This is a genomic window from Streptomyces sp. NPDC021356, from assembly GCF_040641015.1.
Lineage (GTDB): Bacteria > Actinomycetota > Actinomycetes > Streptomycetales > Streptomycetaceae > Streptomyces.
This window is the reverse complement of record NZ_JBFACU010000033.1, coordinates 64,406-81,123: the sequence shown is the minus strand read 5'-3', so window position 1 is coordinate 81,123 and position 16,718 is coordinate 64,406. Positions and strand designations below refer to the sequence as shown.

Below are 16,718 nucleotides of genomic sequence, written 5' to 3'. Positions count from 1 at the left end.
AGGCTCGTAGCGCACCATCGACGACCCCGGGATCTGATTCGTGGCAGGACGCTTCGCCCCGCGACCGCGGCCCACGCGCACCACCGTGCGCGGCGGCCATGTCGACGTGCCTGCCGTGCCCACCATGCCCGGCTCGCCTGCCGTGCCCGGCTTGCCCGCCGCGGGCGCTGGGGATGCCGGGGGCGCCGGCGCCGCCGGGGGCGTGCCGCATCAGGCCGGCGCGCCCGAGCGGGTGCGGACGTGGGTGCCGGACGGGCCGCTGGACCTGGGGCTGGTGCTCGGACCGCTGCGGCGCGGGCCGGCCGATCCGACGTTCCGGGCGATGCCGGACGGGTCCGTGTGGCGGGCCAGCCGCACCCCGCTGGGTCCCGGCACACTGCGGGTCTGCGCGCGCGGCGGGGAGGTGCGCGGGCAGGCGTGGGGGCCGGGGGCCGAGTGGCTGCTGGAGCGGTTGCCCGAGTTGCTCGGCGCGGCCGACGACCCGGCCGCGTTCACGCCGAGGCACCGGCTGCTCGCGCTGACCCGGCACCGGCGGCCGGGACTGCGGCTGACGCGGACCGGGCTGGTGCTGGAGTCGCTGATCCCGTCGATCCTGGAACAGAAGGTCACGACGGTCGAGGCGTACGCGGCGTGGCGGACGCTGGTGCGCACGTACGGGGAACCGGCTCCCGGGCCCGTACCGGTGCGGATGCACGTGATGCCGGAGCCGCGTACCTGGGCGCTGATCCCGTCGTGGGACTGGCACCGCGCCGGGGTCGACGACAAGCGGGCTTCCACGGTGCTGCGGTCGGTGCGGGTGGCCGCGCGGCTGGAGGAGGCGGTGCGGATGGCTCCGGCGGCGGCGCGGGAACGGCTGGAGGTCGTGTCCGGGATCGGGCCGTGGACGTCGGCGGAGACCGTGCAGCGCAGTCACGGCGCCCCGGACGCGGTGACCGTCGGGGACCTGCACCTGCCGGGGATCGTCGGGTTCGCGCTGGCCGGGGACCGCGGGGCGGACGACGCGCAGATGCTGCGGCTGCTGGAGCCGTACGCCGGGCAGCGGCACCGTGCGGCCCGGCTGATCCTGCTGAGCGGCCGGGTGCCGCCGCGACGGGCGCCGCGGATGCCGGTGCGCGACATGGGCCGGTTGTAGCGGCCTTGGCCGTCGGTGAGGGCGACTCGGTCCGCCGTGGTCCCACCCCGGTCGGCCGGCAGGTCACGCACGCCCCCCGCCCCTGGTCAGCCGCCGGACGCCGCAGCCCCCGGGTCGGCCCTCACCGGTCCGAGGAGAAGCGGACCGCTCGTGCCGGGATGCGGGCGTCGCACCAGATTCTGATGCCGTCCCGCAGCTCGTTGTCGGCGCCGACCACCGCGCCGTCGCCGATCACCGTGCCGGTGAGGACGGAGCGGGTGCCCACGCGGGCACGGGCGCCGATGAGGGAGTCGGTGACGACGGCGCCGGGTTCGATGACGGCGCCGGGCAGGATCGTGCTGCCGCTCACCCGCGCGCCCTCGGCGACGAACGCGCCCTCCCCCACCACCGTGCCCCCGGTCACCTTGGCGTCGGGTGCGACGACGGCCGTGGGCAGGACCAGGCGGTCGCCGCAGCGGCCGGGGACCGCCGGAGAGGGGGCCCGGCCCAGCACCAGGTCGGCCGAGCCGCGCACGAAGGCGGCCGGGGTGCCGAGGTCCAGCCAGTAGGTGGAGTCGACCATGCCCTGCAGGTGGGCCCCGGCCGACAGCAGGCCGGGGAAGGTCTCGCGCTCCACCGACACCGGACGTCCCCGCGGGATCGTGTCGATGACCGAGCGGCGGAAGACGTACGCCCCCGCGTTGATCTGGTCGGTGACGATCTCCTCGGGGGTCTGCGGCTTCTCCAGGAAGGCGAGGACCCGGCCGGTGCCGTCGGTCGGGACCAGGCCGTACGCACGCGGGTCCGTCACCTTCGTCAGGTGCAGGGAGACGTCCGCGCCCGTCTCCTCGTGCGTGCGCACCAGGGCTCGGATGTCCAGGCCGGTCAGGATGTCGCCGTTGAAGACGAGGACCGGTTCGTCGGGACCCGAGCGCAGACGCGGGGCGACGTTGCGCAGGGCGCCGCCGGTGCCGAGCGGTTCCTCCTCGGTCACGTACTCCAGGTGGAGTCCGAGCGCGGAGCCGTCGCCGAAGTACGGTTCGAAGACCTCGGCGAGGTAGGAGGTGGCGAGCACGATGTGCTCGACTCCCGCCGCTTTGGCCCGCGCCAGCTGGTGGGTGAGGAACGGCACGCCGGCCGCCCGCACCATCGGCTTGGGGGTGTGCACCGTGAGCGGGCGCAGCCGGGTGCCCTTGCCGCCGACCAGGAGGATCGCTTCTGTCACCTGTCGTCTCTGCTTCCTGCCGGGACCGGCCGCGCTGTCTTCCGGCCGGCCAGTGTATGCAGATCGGCCTCAGCGGCCCTGGTAGCGCGCCGCGGTGGAGCGGATCGTGCCGAGCTTGCCGTAGAGCTTGCGGCCGGGGCAGTCGGTGGCGAAGCCGTCCCGGTGGCCCGAGATCACGTTCAGGTGCACGTTCTTTCCCTTTCTGTAGAGGTTGCCACCGCCGGACTTCAGGTATGTCTTCCCGCGCGGATTCATCCCGTAGAGGCCGAGCTTCCAGGCGGCCAAGCGGGCGACGGCCTTGACGGCGGCCGAGGAGGGCTTGGACCTGCTGTAGGTGCCGATGACGGCGATGCCGACGCTGTTGCTGTTGAACCCCATGGTGTGTGCGCCCAGCACCGCCTTGGCCACGCCGCCGGCGCGGCCCTCGTAGACGGTGCCGCACTTGTCGACCAGGAAGTTGTAGCCGATGTCGCGCCAGCCCATGCTCTTGACGTGGTAGCGGTAGATGCTGCGGATGACCGAGGAGGTCTGCGAGCAGCGGTAGTTGTTGCCCGTCGCGGTGTGGTGGACGAACGCCGCCTTGGCCTTCTTCGTGTAGACGAACCCGGGGGAACGCAGTGACTCGTCCGCCCCCCAGCCGCGCCGGGTGACGATGCGCGGGCGGGCGCCGATGTGCGGCTCCGCCCGCTGGGCGTCCGTCAGTTCGTCGCCGCGCAGGTCGAGCAGTTCGCGTTCGGTGTCCGCCCGGTCGAGGGCCGGGATCTCGGTGGCGCCGAGGGGGGCGAGGCCGCTGTTGGCGGCCGAGGCGGCGGTCGCCGCCTCGCTCAGGTCGCCGGTGCGCGGCTGGTCGGTCTGGGGGCCGTCCGCCCCGGGTGTGTCGCCGGGGTCGACGAGTTCCAGGCGCAGCCCGGACGGCAGCGGGACGGGGGGTTCGGCCGCGGTGGTGTCCGTACGGTCCCCGGTGTCGGCGCGGACGCGCAGGTCGACGCCGTCGGAGTCGCCCACCCACAGCGGCGCGGTGGCGCCGCGGATGTGTCCGCCGGTGCGCTCGGCGGTGCCGGGGTCGGCGCCGTGGTCGGCGTTGTGGGTGTCGACGTCCTGCCAGTCGGACCAGGTGCCGGTGGCTGCGGAGCGGGTGCGGATCTGGACGCTGCCGTGCAGTTCGGTGGCGGGGTTGTCCCAGACGACGCCGACCAGGGAGAAGTGGCGTACGTCCGCGCGGCGGAGGCCCTGTTCGAGGGCGGCGCCGGCGGCCCGGCCGCGGGTGCGGCCCGCTGCGCGCGGGACGAGGGGCAGGGACTGGGTGCTGCCGGGGACGGCCGCCGGGCCGCCGGCCGGGGCCGCTCCCGCCGTCGTGGCCGACGCGGCGGGAGCGGCGGCTGCGGCGGCGCCCGCGGGGACGCCCGGTACGAGGGCGAGACCGGCCGCACAGGTGACACCGATCGAGGACGCAAGGAATCCGTATCGACGCATGCCCCTGATCTTGGACATAGTCAGACATATATGTCCATCTACGAACTGACGGTGCGTCGGGTGTCGTTCCCCCGAACCGGTGGCCGGCCGGGGCACCCACGGCCGCCGTCCCCGGGTGCGCGGGCGCGGCGCCGCGTACCCTTGCGCAAGTGAACGCCACCGAACGCACCCCTGCCGACCTGCTGCGTTCCGCGCTCGCCGCGGACCCGGGACGCCCCCTGGTGACCTTCTACGACGACGCCACGGGCGAACGCGTCGAATTGTCCGTGGCCACCTTCGGCAATTGGGTGGCCAAGACGGCGAACCTCCTCCAGGGGGACCTCGCCGCCGGCCCCGGCGACCGGGTCGCGCTGCTGCTCCCGGCGCACTGGCAGACGGCGGTGTGGCTGCTGGCGTGCGCGTCGGTGGGTGCGGTCGCGGACGTCGGCGGGGATCCGGCGGCGGCCGACGTCGTGGTCAGCGGCCCCGACACGCTGGAGACGGCGCGCGCCTGCACGGGCGAGCGGGTCGCGCTGGCGCTCCGGCCGCTGGGCGGGCGCTTCCCGCAGCCGCCCGCGGGTTTCGCCGACTACGCCGTCGAGGTGCCCGCGCAGGGCGACCGGTTCGCGCCGTTCGCGCCGGTGGACCCGGAGGAGCCCGCGCTGATCGCGGCCGGTGCGCAGTACACGGCGGCGGAGGTCGTGGAGCGCGCCCGCGCGGACGCGCCTGGACTGAACCTGACGGGGCCCGGCTCCCGGCTGCTGTCCGGGCTGGCGTACGACACGTGGGAGGGGCTGAGCGCGGGCCTGTTCGCGCCGCTGGCGGCCGGCGGTTCCGTCGTGCTCTGCCGGAACCTGGACCACCTGGACGAGGACGCGCTGGCCAAGCGCATCGAGAGCGAACGGATCACGACGACGGCGAGGTGAGGTCGGCTCCGTACGCCTGGACGGCCGCCTGTCGCCCGCCGGACGGACGAGGCGGCCTCCGCACGACGGCACGACGGCACGACGGCACGACGGCACGTCCGTACCTCCGTACGTCCGTACCTCCGTACCTCCGGCCCGTCCCGCCGCCCGCCTGACCACGACCGGCGCAGCGCCACCGCCGCGCCCCTGCCCCGCGACCTGATGGTGCACGTGCCCGGTCGCCTCCGCCGCGACGGCGGCCGCCCCGCGCAGGTGTCCGCGATGCGCAACTACGCGCAGGAGACCGGGGGTTCGGCGTGCACGATCCGTACCGTGGAGAAGCTGACCGTCATCCGGATCGACCACCACGTGGTCGTCGACTTCAGCGGGCGCGACATCTCCACGGGACTGTTCGCCGCGCTGTGCGCCGACCGGCCGGTGGAGGTCGCCCCGGAGGTATCGCGGGATTCCAGCACAAACGGCGGCAATTCAGCTTGGCGGGAATCCGTACCCGGATCCGATTCCCCACCCGGGGAGGAATCGACTGCGCAGTCGTACGGCTACGTTCAGTACGTTTTCCGAGGGGTGCCGGCGGCCCCCGGGACCGCCTCCGCCCTCGCCGCCCCACCCTCGCCCACCCCTGTGTTCACCGGCAAGACCGCCGCCCGGTTCCCCTGCGGGTAAAGCCGCGGCCAAGGGCGAACTTTTGTCCAGGGAAAATGAGCGGATTGCCCAGTTGTAGGGGCGTGGAATTCGTCACCGGCGTCGCTCAATGCTCAACAGGCCGGATAGTGTGAGCGATCCGGTGCTACCGGCCGCGAGGTCACCCTGGGGTCGTACACCGTGAACCAGACCTGAGCGCCTCGGGGGAAGGCGCCGCGTGGCCCCGACGGAGGGTTCGGACAACCGTGGACGCGCAAGGCCGTGGGCGGGCGGACAACATCGATCCCGCAGACCAGTGGGTGCTCAATCCGAACACTGGTGAATACGAACTGCGACTGGATCCTTCCCCTCCGCAGTCACCGGTCCCGGGCCCGCGCAGATCCTCCGCCCCCGGGGCGGGCGGCGCGGCCTCCGGGCGGCGCGGTGCCCCGGCCGGAGAAGAGCGGGCGCGCGAGAGCGCTCCGGCACCCACCGTGCCCGGTCCGCGCCGCCGCCGCGGCGTGCCCGCGGAGGAGCCGGTCCCGCCCGGCAGGCGCAGCCGCCGCCCGGAAAAGAAGAAGAAGTCGAGGACCAAGAAGGTCCTGATGTGGACCGGCGGCACCATGGCGTTCGTCCTGGTCGGCGTCGGCACGGCGGGCTACCTGATCTTCAAGCACCTGGAAGGCAACGTCACCACCACCGACGTGGGCAGCGCGGCGAAGAACGGCTTCAGCAAGGACGAGGCCTTCAACATCCTCGTCATCGGCACCGACAAGCGGACCGGCGCGGGCAACGAGGGCTACGGCGACAAGGGCAGCGTGGGCCACGCGGACACCAACATCCTGCTGCACGTCTCCAAGGACCGTACGAACGCGACCGCATTGAGCATCCCCCGCGACCTGATCGTCGACGTGCCCGACTGCCCGACCAAGCAGCCCGACGGCACCACGAAGGTCATCCCGGGCACCTCGAACGTCCGGTTCAACACGAGCCTCGGCCAGGACGGCCGTGACCCGGGCTGCACGATGCGCACGGTCAAGGAGGTCACGGGGATCGCCCCGGACCACTTCATGATGGCCGACTTCAACGCGGTGAAGACGCTGACGTCGGCGGTGGGCGGCGTGGAGGTGTGCCTCAAGCACCCCGTCAACGACAAGGACTCGCACCTGGACCTGCCCGCCGGTTCGTCCAAGATCCAGGGCGAGCAGGCGCTGGCGTTCGTCCGCACCCGGCACAGCTTCGGCAACCACGGCGACCTGGACCGGATCAAGGTGCAGCAGCAGTTCCTGAGTTCGCTGATGCGCAAGATGGCCTCCAGTGACACCCTCACCAACCCGGTCAAGCTGTACGACCTCGCGGACGCGGCCACCAAGTCGCTGACCGTCGACACCGGCATCGGCAAGCCGAGCACGCTCAAGGACGTGGCGCTGGAGCTGAAGAAGGTGCCGACGAAGAACATCACCTTCCTGACCGTGCCGGTGCTCGACAACCCGGCCGACGGCCCGGTGCACAAGACGGTCATCGTCGATCAGAGCCAGGCGCCCAAGGTCTTCCAGGCCATCGGCGGCGACGTCTCCTTCACCGACGTGAAGAAGAAGGAGCAGCAGGCCAAGGACGCGCAGTCGGCCCAGCTCAAGGGCACCCGGTCGGCGGCCGGCGAGGTGCGGGTGCGCATCCTCAACGGCGGGGCCAAGGACGGCGCCGCGCAGGAGACCCTCACCTGGCTGCAGAACCAGCAGGGCGTGCTCAAGTCGGAGAACGGCAGCAACGCGCCCCAGAAGCTGGACAAGACCACCCTGGAGTACGCACCCGACCAGGGGGCCCAGGCCCGTGAACTCGCCGCGCTCATGGGGCTGCCCGGTTCCGCGCTGAAGCCGGGCAAGAGCGTGACCAACTCCCAAGGGCTGCCCGCCATGACGCTGACCCTGGGCAAGGACTACAAGGGAGCGGGAGTGTCGCTCACCGCACCCGAGAAGGCACCCACGGTGCAGGGGCAGCACACGGCGGACAAGGTTCAGTGCGCCAGTTGAGCGCACCGTGTGACCTTACGGGCCTGTCGTACGTCTAACACGGCGTACGACAGGCCTGTTCGATGACATGAGGGCGGGGAGGATGGGGAGTTGACGCAGAGCGGTCTGCGCGGGGAGGGGCCCGCGGTCGAGGACACGATGCCTCTGGCGCAACACGAGAAGAGCGCGGGAGGCGGTCACGGCCGTCGCGGCGGTGGAGGTGGCCGGGGAAGCCGCGGCACCGGCGGCAGACGTCCGAAGCGGCGGGTGCTGCGCTGGTCGGCCACGGTCCTCGCGGTGGTCATACTCGGTACGGCCGGCGCCGGATACCTCTACTACGAGCACCTCAACGGCAACATACGCAAGGGCGAGCGCGACAGCGGCGACTCCAAGGCGCAGAAGACGAGGGCGAACGCCGACGGCCAGACGCCCGTGAACATCCTGCTGATCGGCTCGGACAGCCGCAACTCCGATGCCAACGTCGCGCTCGGCGGCAGCCGGGAGAACCGCGGCAGCCCGCCGCTGGGCGACGTGCAGATGCTGATCCACCTGGCCGCGGACCGCAAGAGCGCCGAGGTCGTGAGCATCCCGCGCGACACCCGCGTGGACATCCCCAAGTGCAGGGACCCGAAGACCGGCAAGGAGTATCCGCCGGTCAACACCATCATCAACGAGTCGCTGGCCCGCGGCGGCGCCGGCTGCACGCTGGCCACCTGGCAGAACCTCACCGGTGTGTACATCGACCACTGGATGACGATCGACTTCGCGGGCGTGGTGAAGATGGCGGACGCCATCGGCGGCGTGGACGTGTGCGTGAAGCAGAACGTGTGGGACCACTCGACGGCAGCCCAGCGCGGCGGGTCCGGCCTGAAGCTGACGGCCGGCACCCACAAGGTCAAGGGCGTGCAGGCCCTCCAGTGGCTGCGCACCCGGCACGCCTGGGGCAGTGACCTGCTGCGGGCCCGGGCCCAGCACATGTACCTGAACTCGATGATCCGCACGCTCAAGAGCCAGAGCATCTTCACCGACACCGGCCGGCTGCTGAACCTGACCGAGGCGGCCACGAAGTCGCTGGGGGTGTCCGAGGAGATCGGCACCCCCAAGAAGCTGTACGACCTGAGCATGCAGCTCAAGACGGTCCCCACCGACCGCATCACCATGACGACGATGCCCAACGTCGAGGACCCGCAGAACCGCGACCACCGCGTACCGGACGGCGCCAACGCCCAGAAGATCTGGAAGCTGCTCCGGGACGACGTGGCCTTCGACGCCAACGGCAAGACCGAGGACGCGAAGAAGGACGCCGGCAAGAGCGGCGCCAAGACCCCGCCCGCCACGCAACCGGCGCACCCGGACGGCCAGATCGGCGTCACGGTGCAGAACGGCACCCGCACCACCGAGCTGGCCCCGGTCGGCCACCGGGCCACCGCCATCAGCGACGAGCTGGTGGGCAAGGGCTTCAGCAAGGCGTCGCCGGACAGCACCACGACCCCGTCCGCTTCCCAGACGGTCGTGCGCTACCCGAGCGCCGAGCTGAAGGGCGACGCCGAGCGGGTCGCCACCGCCCTGGGCATCCCGACGACTTCGGTGGAGAAGTCGACGGACGTCTCCGGTGTCACCGTCGTCGTCGGCGCGGACTGGCGGCAGGGCAGCACCTACCCGAAGCAGGAGGCCCCCAAGGCCGGGGACATCCCGGAGAACTCCGACGCCATCAACGGTGCGGACACCAAGCAGTGCATGGACGTGTACAAGCCCTACCAGTGGTAGGGACGGACATCCATGCCCAAGGGCCCTTCGCCGCGGCGCGGTGAGGGGCCCTTGGGGGTGCTTGCTGTCAGAGGCCTTCCGGCGTGCTGCTCGGGCCGGCTGATCAGCCGGCGGTGGCGACGACCGCCGGCCGCCGGGAGGCGATGACCTTCCTCGCCAGGGACCTGGGGCTCGTCAGGAAGCCCCAGCCCCACGACATGTGCATGGTGGCCAGGGCCACCGGTATGCGCACGCGCGCCCGCAGCGGCAGGCCCTTGCCCGCCGGCAGCGAACCCGCGGCGATCGCCGCCAGGTAGCCGCCCGGGACGAGGAGGGCCCACGGGGTCACGGCCGCGCCCACCACGATCCCGGCCGCGATGGCGCACACGGCGGTCGGCGGGGCGAGGTAGCGCAGGTTGATGGAGCCCTCGTGGTACCGGGCGACGACGTGCCGCCAACGGCCGTAGTCCTTGTACTGCTTGGCGAGCGCCCGCACGTTCGGCCGGGGGCGATAGGAGACCCGCAGCTCGGGTGAGAACCAGATCAGGCCGCCCGCCTCGCGGATGCGGAAGTTCAGCTCCCAGTCCTGGGCGCGGATGAACTCCTCGTTGTAGCCGCCCTGTCGCTCCAGCGCCTCGCGGCGGAACACGCCCAGGTAGACCGTCTCGGCCGGGCCGGCCTGGCCGCCGGTGTGGAAGGCCGCGTTGCCGACGCCGATCTTCGACGTCATCGCGGCGGCGACCGCGTGCTCCCAGGCGTTCTCACCCTCGGCGTGCATGATGCCGCCCACGTTCTGCGCGCCCGTCTCCTCCAGGAGCCGCACCGCCGTGGCGATGTAGTTCGGCGAGAGCATCCCGTGGCCGTCGACGCGGACCACGATCGGATGGCGGGAGGCCTTGATCGCGGCGTTGAGCGCGGCCGGGGTGCGCCCGGTGGGGTTCGGGACCGTGTGCACACGCGGGTCGTCGCGGACGAGCTGGGCGGCGATCTCGTCCGTGCGGTCCGCTGACGGACCCAGGGCGATCACGACCTCCATCTCGCCGTCGTACTCCTGCGCGAGGATCGCTTCGACGGCCCCGCGCAGATGCCGCTCCTCGTCGAGGACCGGCATGATCACAGAAACAGCGGGGAGCCGCACGTCGGAGTTGGCGTTCATCGGTGCTCACGTTACCGCGAACGGGGGACACCGGTGCGCGCCGCGGGGCCCGCCGCACCGGGCAGCAGATCGTATGGGCCTACGGTGCTCACGGTGTCCACCCACGCCCTACGCGGAGGTGTCCCCCCATGTCCACCACGTCGCCCCGGCCGCCCCGGCCGCCCGCGCCCCCGCGGCGCGGACCGCGACAGGCCGCCGCCGCACCTTCCCGAGCGGCCCGTGCTCCGTACGCGCCCCCACCGCGCCGCAGGCCGCGCTGGGCCATGCGGGCAGCCACCACGGTCTCCGTGGTGGTGCTCGCCTCCGCCGGGATCGGACACGCGGTGGTCTCCAGCCTGGACGCCGACATCATCCGGGTCGACCCGTTCAAGGACATGAAGAACCGGCCGCCGACGGGCCACGGCATGAACGTCCTGCTGGTCGGCACCGACGGCCGCGACAAGATCAGTGAGCAGGAGCGGCAGCGTTACCGGCTCGGCGGCCAGCCCTGCCACTGCACCGACACGATGATGATCGTGCACCTCTCCCGGGACCGGGAACGGGCCAGCGTCGTCAGCCTGCCCCGCGACTCCTACGTCGACCTGCCCGCCCACCTCGACCGGAACACCGGCAAGCAGCACCTGCCGCACCCCGTCAAGCTGAACGCGGCGTACGCAGAGGGCGGCCCCAACCTCACCGTGCGCACGGTCGAGAGCATGACCCACCTGAAGATCGACCACTACCTGGAGGTGGACTTCACCACCTTCATGCGGACCGTGGACGTCCTCGGCGGCGTCGAGATCTGCACCGCGCTCCCGCTGAAGGACACCTACACCGGCCTGGACCTGCCCGCCGGCCTCCACTCCCTCACCGGCGGCCAGGCCCTGCAGTACGTCCGCTCCCGGCACATCGACGGGGCCAGCGACTTCGGCCGGATGAAGCGCCAGCAGCTCTTCCTGGCCGCGCTGATCGAGCGGGCGACCTCCTCACGGGTGCTGCTGAACCCCCTGAAGTTCCGGGACGTGACCCGGGCCGTGCTCGGCTCGGTCCGCGCCGACCAGGGCTTCCACACCGACGAGCTGCTCGACCTCGGCCGGGCGATGCGGAACTTCTCGCCCTCCTCGTCCGAGTTCACCACGGTCCCGGTCGCGCAGACGTCCTTCCCCGTCAAGGGGCTCGGCTCGACCGTGAAGTGGGACCAGGCGCAGGCGGACCGGCTCTTCCGCGCGCTGCGCGACGACCGTCCGCTGGCCGTGCGCGGGCCGGACCGGAAGCCGGACGGCACGGCGGCCGTGGAGATCCCCCCGCAGCGCATCAGGGTCCAGGTGGAGAACGGCACCGGCACGGTGGGCCTCGGCCGGCGGGTCGACACGGCGCTGGCCGCGGTCGGGTTCGGCACGACCAGGGCGCCCGTGGACGCCAGGGAACGCGGGGTGAAGCGGACCGTCGTCCTCTACGACCCCCGGTGGGACCGCTCGGCCAGGTCGCTGGCCGCCGCGCTGCCGGGCAGCGAGCTGCGGGCCGTACCGGGGCAGGGCGCCACGCTCCGGGTGATCGCCGGGAGCGAGTACCGCGAGGTGCGCAAGGTCCGGGTGCGCACGGTGAACCAGGACACCACCGAGGTGGTGCGGGGCGACCAGGTCGCGTGCGACTGAGCCCGGCGGGGCTCCGGGCGGCCGGGGCGGCGGCTCAGTCCTCGAAGCCCTCCGTCGCCCGCTTCTCCCGCAGCTCCTTGATGGCGCGGCGGCGGGCCAGGCGGTGCGTGCGGCGGATCTGGGCCTCCTGGCAGCGGCGCTTGTCCTGCTCGGTCTCGGGCAGGACGGGCGGCACCGCGCGGGGCCTGCCGTCCGCGTCCACGGCGGCGAAGACCAGGTAGGCGGAGCCGACCTGGGTGGCCGGGGCGGACTCGTTCCAGCGCTCGGCGAGCACCCGGACGCCGACCTCCATGGAGGTCCGCCCGGTCCAGTTGACCTGGGCCTTCACATGGACCAGGTCGCCGACACGGACCGGTTCGAGGAACGCCATCTCGTCCATGGACGCGGTGACGGCGGGCCCGCCGCTGTGCCGCCCGGCCACCGCGCCCGCGGCGTCGTCGACCAGCTTCATGATCACCCCGCCGTGCACCGTACCCAGGAGGTTGGTGTCGCTGTGGGTCATGATGTGGCTGAGGGTGGTCCGGGACGCCGAGGTGGGCTTGCCCGGTATCTCCGCGGTGCCGGATTCCGCGACGGGGGCCTGATCTGTCATGGGCTCCACCTTATGCCGCGTCGGGATCCGGGGAATTTGTGTCAGCTTGGCAACAGCCGTGACCTTATTTTCCGACGGCCCTTGTAAGGCACACCCCACCGCCCGGCACACTGGGGCGCATGAATGATTGGCCCGAGGGGCGGTCCGACGACAACCGCGGACCCCGGTACGGACGCGGCAGCGCCGGTGCGCAGCCGGAGGGCGCGCGCGTGATGCGCCAGGTGCGGCGCGGCGGCCCGGCGGTGCCGCCCGGCCGGCGCGGCTACGACGGCCCCGGCGGGCAGGGTCCCGCGGCGCCGCCCCACCGGGTCCCGCAGCAGCCGTCGTACGTCGACGGCGGCGAGGGCTACGACAGCGGCTACAACACCGGACACGTCTACGGCAGGCCGGGCCCCGGCGGCCCCGGCGGCCCGGACGGTCCGGACGGGGGCCGCAGCCGCGGCCCGCGGCCCGCGCCGAACTGGCGCCGCCGCATCAAGTGGACCGCGATCACCCTGGTCACCCTGCTCGTGGTCACCTCGGTGGGCACGTACTTCTGGGCCGACTCCAAGCTCAACCGGGACGTCGACCTGTCCAAGGTCATCGACCGGCCGGAGACCGGCAAGGGCACGAACTACCTGATCGTCGGCTCCGACAGCCGCGACGGGCTCTCCGCGGCCGACAAGAAGAAGCTGCACACCGGCTCCGCCGAGGGCAAGCGCACCGACTCCATGATGATCCTGCACGTCGGGGACAACGGGGACACGCTGATCTCGCTGCCCCGCGACTCCAACGTCACGATCCCGCAGTTCCGCGGCTCGGAGTCCGGCAAGATCAAGGGCCCCCTCGGGCAGAACAAGCTCAACGCGGCCTACGCCTACGACGGCCCGACCCTGCTGGTGCGCACGATCGAGTACAACACCGGGCTGCACATCGACCACTACGTGGAGATAGGCTTCGCCGGCTTCGCCAACATCGTGGACTCGGTCGGCGGCGTCGAGATGACCATCGACAAGCCCTTCAAGGACAAGTGGTCCGGCGCCGACTTCAAGGCCGGCAAGCAGACGCTGAACGGCGAGCAGGCGCTGGCCTTCGTCCGCACCCGGCACGCCTTCGCGGCCTCCGACCTCCAGCGCACCAAGAACCAGCAGAAGTTCCTCTCCGCGCTCGCGCACGAGGTCGCCACCCCGACGACGGTCCTGAACCCGTTCAAGTTCTACCCGACCATGGGCGCGGGCCTGGACTCCCTCATCGTCGACAAGGACATGAGCCTGTGGGACCTGGCGTCCATGTTCTGGGCGATGAAGGGGGTCAGCGGCGGTGACGGCACTTCCATGAACATGCCCGTCTCCGGTTTCATCGGCGGGAACGTCCGCTGGGACGACGCGAAGGTCAAGACCCTGGTGGACGAGCTGAAGAACGACCAGAAAGTGACCGTCTCCGGCAACTGAGCGTTCCCGGCGACCGGCCTACCGGCCGGCGCCGGCAGCGGGGCCCCGCGGCACACGTCCGCGGGGCCCCGCCGTCATGCCGGGGTCGGATCACATCCGGGCGCCCGCCATCGTGCGGCACATCTCCGCGCAGCGGCGACACGCCTCCGCGCAGCGCCTCATCATCTGGTCGTCGGGCATCGACATGCAGGCCTCGGCGCACATGTCACAGGCCTTGGCGCACATCGCGCACATCTCGGACGACATGGGCGAGCGGCGCATCATCATGTCCGCGCACATGCGGGTGGTCTCGGAGCAGTCCATGAGCGCGCGCATGATCTGCATCTGCGGCTGGCCGCCCATCTGCATGCAGGAGCTCATGGCCTCCTCGCAGATGTTGTGGCAGGTCATGCAGGCGTCGACGCAGTCCTGCATCTCCTTGGTCAGGGCGGTCATGGCACCGGGCTGGGTGTGGGTCATGGCTCCTCCTGGAGGGCGAAGGGGCCCCGGGGCGGGCCCCGTGCCCTTCCGTCGTACGCCCGCCCACGGCCGTCCGCCATCCGGCGGAGGTATTGATTCCGCTACGCCCGTTCGGATGACGGGGACACGGGCGCACCGGCACCGTGCGTCACGGCTTGCGGCCGACCCCCGCGAAGTGGGTGACCTCCACCGGCTCCCCGTCCCCCGGCTCGGGCCGCCAGCGGGAGCAGGAGACGATGCCGGGCTCCAGCAGCTCCACCGGGTCGAACAGCCGGACGAGATCGGCGCGCCCGCGCAGGGTCATGGGCGCCGAGCCCTGGCCGTTCCAGTACTCCACCGCCCGGGTCATCGCCTCGCCGTCCACCTCCGTGGTGGGGTGCGACACGACCAGGTGACTGCCCGAGGGCACGGCCGCCAGCAGCCGGCGCACGACGGAGACGGCCTCGTCGGTGTCCAGGACGAAGTTCAGGATGCCGAGCATGGTGATGGCGACGGGCCGGTCGAGGTCCAGCGTCTCGGCTGCCTTGCGCAGGATGGCCTCGGGGTCGTGCACGTCCGCGTCGACGTAGTCGGTGGCGCCCTCGCGGGTGCTGGTGAGCAGGGCGCTCGCGTGCGCGAGGACGAGGGGGTCGTTGTCGACGTAGACGATCCTGCTGGCGGGCGCGATCCGCTGGGCCACCTCGTGGGTGTTGTCGGCGGTCGGCAGTCCGGTGCCGATGTCGAGGAACTGCCGTATCCCCGCCTCCCCGGCGAGGTGACGCACCGCGCGGGCCAGGAAGCGCCGGTCCGCGACCGCCGAGCGGGGCAGTTGGGGCACGAAGGAGAGGATCTGCTCGCCGACCTCCTGGTCCACCGGGTAGTTGTCCCTGCCGCCCAGCCAGTAGTTCCAGATCCGGGCCGAGTGCGACACGTCGCTGCGCAGCCGTGCCGTGCGCGCGGCGCCCTCGTCGTACACCGGGGAAAGGTCGGACATGGTGCCGGGCCTCCTTCGGGCGGAACGGGTCAGCCGGGCCCAACGTAGCGCCAAGCCGCCTCCGGAACAGGCCACTTGGCCAACTTCAGCCCGTGCGACGGGCGTCGCCCTCCGCCCGCCCGGACAGAGGGCGGACGAAGGGCGACGGGAGCGGTGCGCGTACGGACGGTTATGGAAGGTTACGGGCCATCACGATCCGCTGGACTTGGTTCGTGCCCTCATAGATCTGCGTGATCTTCGCGTCGCGCATCATGCGCTCCACCGGGTAGTCGCGGGTGTAGCCGTAGCCGCCGAGGAGCTGGACGGCGTCCGTGGTGACCTCCATGGCGACGTCCGAGGCGAAGCACTTGGCGGCGGCGCCCTGGTAGGTGAGGTCGGCGTCGCCCCGCTCGGAGGCGGCGGCGGCCTGGTAGGTCAGGGCGCGGGCCGCGGAGACCTTCATGGCCATGTCGGCGAGCATGAACTGGATGCCCTGGAAGTCGGCGATCGGCTTGCCGAACTGCTTGCGCTCCTTGACGTAGCCCTTGGCGTAGTCGAGGGCGCCCTGGGCGATGCCGAGGGCCTGGGCGGCGATGGTGATGCGGGTGTGGTCGAGGGTCTTCATCGCGGTGGCGAAGCCGGTGCCCTCGGCGCCGATCATGCGGTCGGCGGGGATGCGCACGTTGTCGAGGTAGACCTCGCGGGTCGGGGAGCCCTTGATGCCGAGCTTCTTCTCCGGGGCGCCGAAGGAGACGCCCGGGTCGGACTTCTCGACGACGAAGGCGGAGATGCCCCTGGAGCGCTTCTCCGGGTCGGTGACGGCCATCACCGTGTAGAACTCGGAGACGCCCGCGTTGGTGATCCAGCGCTTGACGCCGTTGAGGACGTAGTGGTCGCCGTCGCGGACGGCCTTGGTCTTCATGCCGGCCGCGTCCGAGCCGGCGTCCGGCTCCGAGAGGCAGTAGGAGAACATCGCCCGGCCCTTGGCGAGCGGGCCCAGGTACTTCTTCTTCAGCTCCTCGGAGCCGGAGAGGATCACCGGGAGGGAGCCCAGCTTGTTCACCGCGGGGATGAGGGAGGAGGAGGCGCAGACGCGGGCCACCTCCTCGATGACGACGACGGTCGCGAGGGCGTCCGCGCCCGCGCCGCCGTAGCTCTCGGGGACGTGCACGGCGTGCAGGTCGTTCGCGACCAGGGCTTCGAGGGCCTCCTGCGGGAAGCGGGCCTCCTCGTCCACCTGGGCGGCGTACGGGGCGATCTTCGCCTCGGCCAGCGAGCGGACGGCGTCGCGGAGCATGTCGTGCTCCTCGGACGGGCGGTACAGGTCGAAGTCAGCCGATCCGGCCAAGGTCTCTCACGCTCCAAAAGCGACCAGTGATGACAGGTGATGACGAGCGGTGATGCT

General features: G+C 71.9%; 13 protein-coding genes and 1 pseudogene. 7 read left to right on the top strand and 7 right to left on the bottom strand.

Features of this window, described 5'->3' with window-relative positions:
• The first annotated feature begins 40 nt into the window (after positions 1 to 40).
• Entirely contained in the window at positions 41 to 1,132 is a 1,092-nt protein-coding gene (locus AB0G56_RS33155) for a DNA-3-methyladenine glycosylase 2 family protein (protein WP_360976913.1), read from the top strand.
• A 121-nt stretch (positions 1,133 to 1,253) separates the two neighbouring features.
• Here AB0G56_RS33155 and AB0G56_RS33150 read toward each other — a convergent pair whose 3' ends face one another.
• On the bottom strand, positions 1,254 to 2,336 hold the full coding sequence (locus AB0G56_RS33150) for an NDP-sugar synthase (protein ID WP_360976910.1): 1,083 nt from the start codon (positions 2,334 to 2,336) through the stop codon (positions 1,254 to 1,256).
• 69 nt (positions 2,337 to 2,405) lie between these two features.
• Positions 2,406 to 3,827 (bottom strand): peptidoglycan recognition protein, encoded by a 1,422-nt coding sequence (locus tag AB0G56_RS33145; protein ID WP_360976907.1) that lies wholly within the window; start codon positions 3,825 to 3,827, stop codon positions 2,406 to 2,408.
• A gap of 131 nt (positions 3,828 to 3,958) precedes the next feature.
• Between AB0G56_RS33145 and AB0G56_RS33140 the strand changes: the two genes are divergently transcribed.
• The 4 genes and pseudogenes from AB0G56_RS33140 (at position 3,959) to AB0G56_RS33125 (ending at position 9,111) form a co-directional block, all read left to right on the top strand.
• Positions 3,959 to 4,714, top strand: a complete 756-nt coding sequence (locus AB0G56_RS33140; protein ID WP_360976904.1) for a TIGR03089 family protein — start codon at positions 3,959 to 3,961, stop codon at positions 4,712 to 4,714.
• Positions 4,715 to 4,873: 159 nt separating this feature from the next.
• Positions 4,874 to 5,083 (top strand): annotated as a pseudogene (locus AB0G56_RS33135) (LCP family protein); the annotation flags it as partial.
• A gap of 518 nt (positions 5,084 to 5,601) precedes the next feature.
• Positions 5,602 to 7,365, top strand: a complete 1,764-nt coding sequence (locus tag AB0G56_RS33130; protein WP_360976901.1) for an LCP family protein — start codon at positions 5,602 to 5,604, stop codon at positions 7,363 to 7,365.
• A 138-nt stretch (positions 7,366 to 7,503) separates the two neighbouring features.
• Positions 7,504 to 9,111 carry an LCP family protein gene (locus AB0G56_RS33125; RefSeq protein ID WP_360976965.1) on the top strand — a complete coding sequence of 536 codons (1,608 nt, stop codon included), beginning with the start codon at positions 7,504 to 7,506 and terminating at the stop codon, positions 9,109 to 9,111.
• Positions 9,112 to 9,214: 103 nt separating this feature from the next.
• On the opposite strand, the gene AB0G56_RS33120 is transcribed toward AB0G56_RS33125, so the two are convergent.
• Positions 9,215 to 10,246 carry a glycosyltransferase family 2 protein gene (locus AB0G56_RS33120; protein WP_360976898.1) on the bottom strand — a complete coding sequence of 344 codons (1,032 nt, stop codon included), beginning with the start codon at positions 10,244 to 10,246 and terminating at the stop codon, positions 9,215 to 9,217.
• A gap of 128 nt (positions 10,247 to 10,374) precedes the next feature.
• Between AB0G56_RS33120 and AB0G56_RS33115 the strand changes: the two genes are divergently transcribed.
• Positions 10,375 to 11,880, top strand: coding sequence for an LCP family protein (locus AB0G56_RS33115; RefSeq protein WP_360976896.1), 1,506 nt, complete (start codon positions 10,375 to 10,377; stop codon positions 11,878 to 11,880).
• A gap of 34 nt (positions 11,881 to 11,914) precedes the next feature.
• On the opposite strand, the gene AB0G56_RS33110 is transcribed toward AB0G56_RS33115, so the two are convergent.
• Complete coding sequence (locus AB0G56_RS33110; RefSeq protein WP_360976893.1) at positions 11,915 to 12,472, bottom strand: acyl-CoA thioesterase; 558 nt, start codon at positions 12,470 to 12,472, stop codon at positions 11,915 to 11,917.
• Between the two features lie 119 nt (positions 12,473 to 12,591).
• On the opposite strand from AB0G56_RS33110, the gene AB0G56_RS33105 reads away from it, so the two are divergent.
• Positions 12,592 to 13,902: an LCP family protein gene (locus tag AB0G56_RS33105; protein WP_360976890.1), complete on the top strand. Its 1,311-nt coding sequence runs from the start codon at positions 12,592 to 12,594 to the stop codon at positions 13,900 to 13,902.
• Positions 13,903 to 13,992: 90 nt separating this feature from the next.
• Here the strand turns inward: AB0G56_RS33105 and AB0G56_RS33100 are convergent, their stop codons facing one another.
• The 3 genes from AB0G56_RS33100 to AB0G56_RS33090 all read right to left on the bottom strand — a co-directional run bounded on the left by AB0G56_RS33100 (position 13,993) and on the right by AB0G56_RS33090 (position 16,661).
• Positions 13,993 to 14,361 carry a four-helix bundle copper-binding protein gene (locus AB0G56_RS33100; protein WP_360976887.1) on the bottom strand — a complete coding sequence of 123 codons (369 nt, stop codon included), beginning with the start codon at positions 14,359 to 14,361 and terminating at the stop codon, positions 13,993 to 13,995.
• Between the two features lie 148 nt (positions 14,362 to 14,509).
• Positions 14,510 to 15,334 carry an SAM-dependent methyltransferase gene (locus AB0G56_RS33095; protein ID WP_360976884.1) on the bottom strand — a complete coding sequence of 275 codons (825 nt, stop codon included), beginning with the start codon at positions 15,332 to 15,334 and terminating at the stop codon, positions 14,510 to 14,512.
• Positions 15,335 to 15,503: 169 nt separating this feature from the next.
• On the bottom strand, positions 15,504 to 16,661 hold the full coding sequence (locus AB0G56_RS33090) for an acyl-CoA dehydrogenase (RefSeq protein ID WP_360976881.1): 1,158 nt from the start codon (positions 16,659 to 16,661) through the stop codon (positions 15,504 to 15,506).
• Positions 16,662 to 16,718 lie beyond the last annotated feature (57 nt).

Excerpts from the sequence above, each read along its gene's own strand:
- AB0G56_RS33145 (WP_360976907.1), bottom strand. The coding sequence starts at position 3,827 with ATGTCCAAGATCAGGGGCATGCGTCGATACGGATTCCTTGCGTCCTCG.
- AB0G56_RS33125 (WP_360976965.1), top strand. The coding sequence starts at position 7,504 with ATGCCTCTGGCGCAACACGAGAAGAGCGCGGGAGGCGGTCACGGCCGT.
- AB0G56_RS33120 (WP_360976898.1), bottom strand. The coding sequence starts at position 10,246 with ATGAACGCCAACTCCGACGTGCGGCTCCCCGCTGTTTCTGTGATCATG.
- AB0G56_RS33115 (WP_360976896.1), top strand. The coding sequence starts at position 10,375 with ATGTCCACCACGTCGCCCCGGCCGCCCCGGCCGCCCGCGCCCCCGCGG.
- AB0G56_RS33110 (WP_360976893.1), bottom strand. The coding sequence starts at position 12,472 with ATGACAGATCAGGCCCCCGTCGCGGAATCCGGCACCGCGGAGATACCG.
- AB0G56_RS33105 (WP_360976890.1), top strand. The coding sequence starts at position 12,592 with ATGAATGATTGGCCCGAGGGGCGGTCCGACGACAACCGCGGACCCCGG.
- AB0G56_RS33100 (WP_360976887.1), bottom strand. The coding sequence starts at position 14,361 with ATGACCCACACCCAGCCCGGTGCCATGACCGCCCTGACCAAGGAGATG.
- AB0G56_RS33095 (WP_360976884.1), bottom strand. The coding sequence starts at position 15,334 with ATGTCCGACCTTTCCCCGGTGTACGACGAGGGCGCCGCGCGCACGGCA.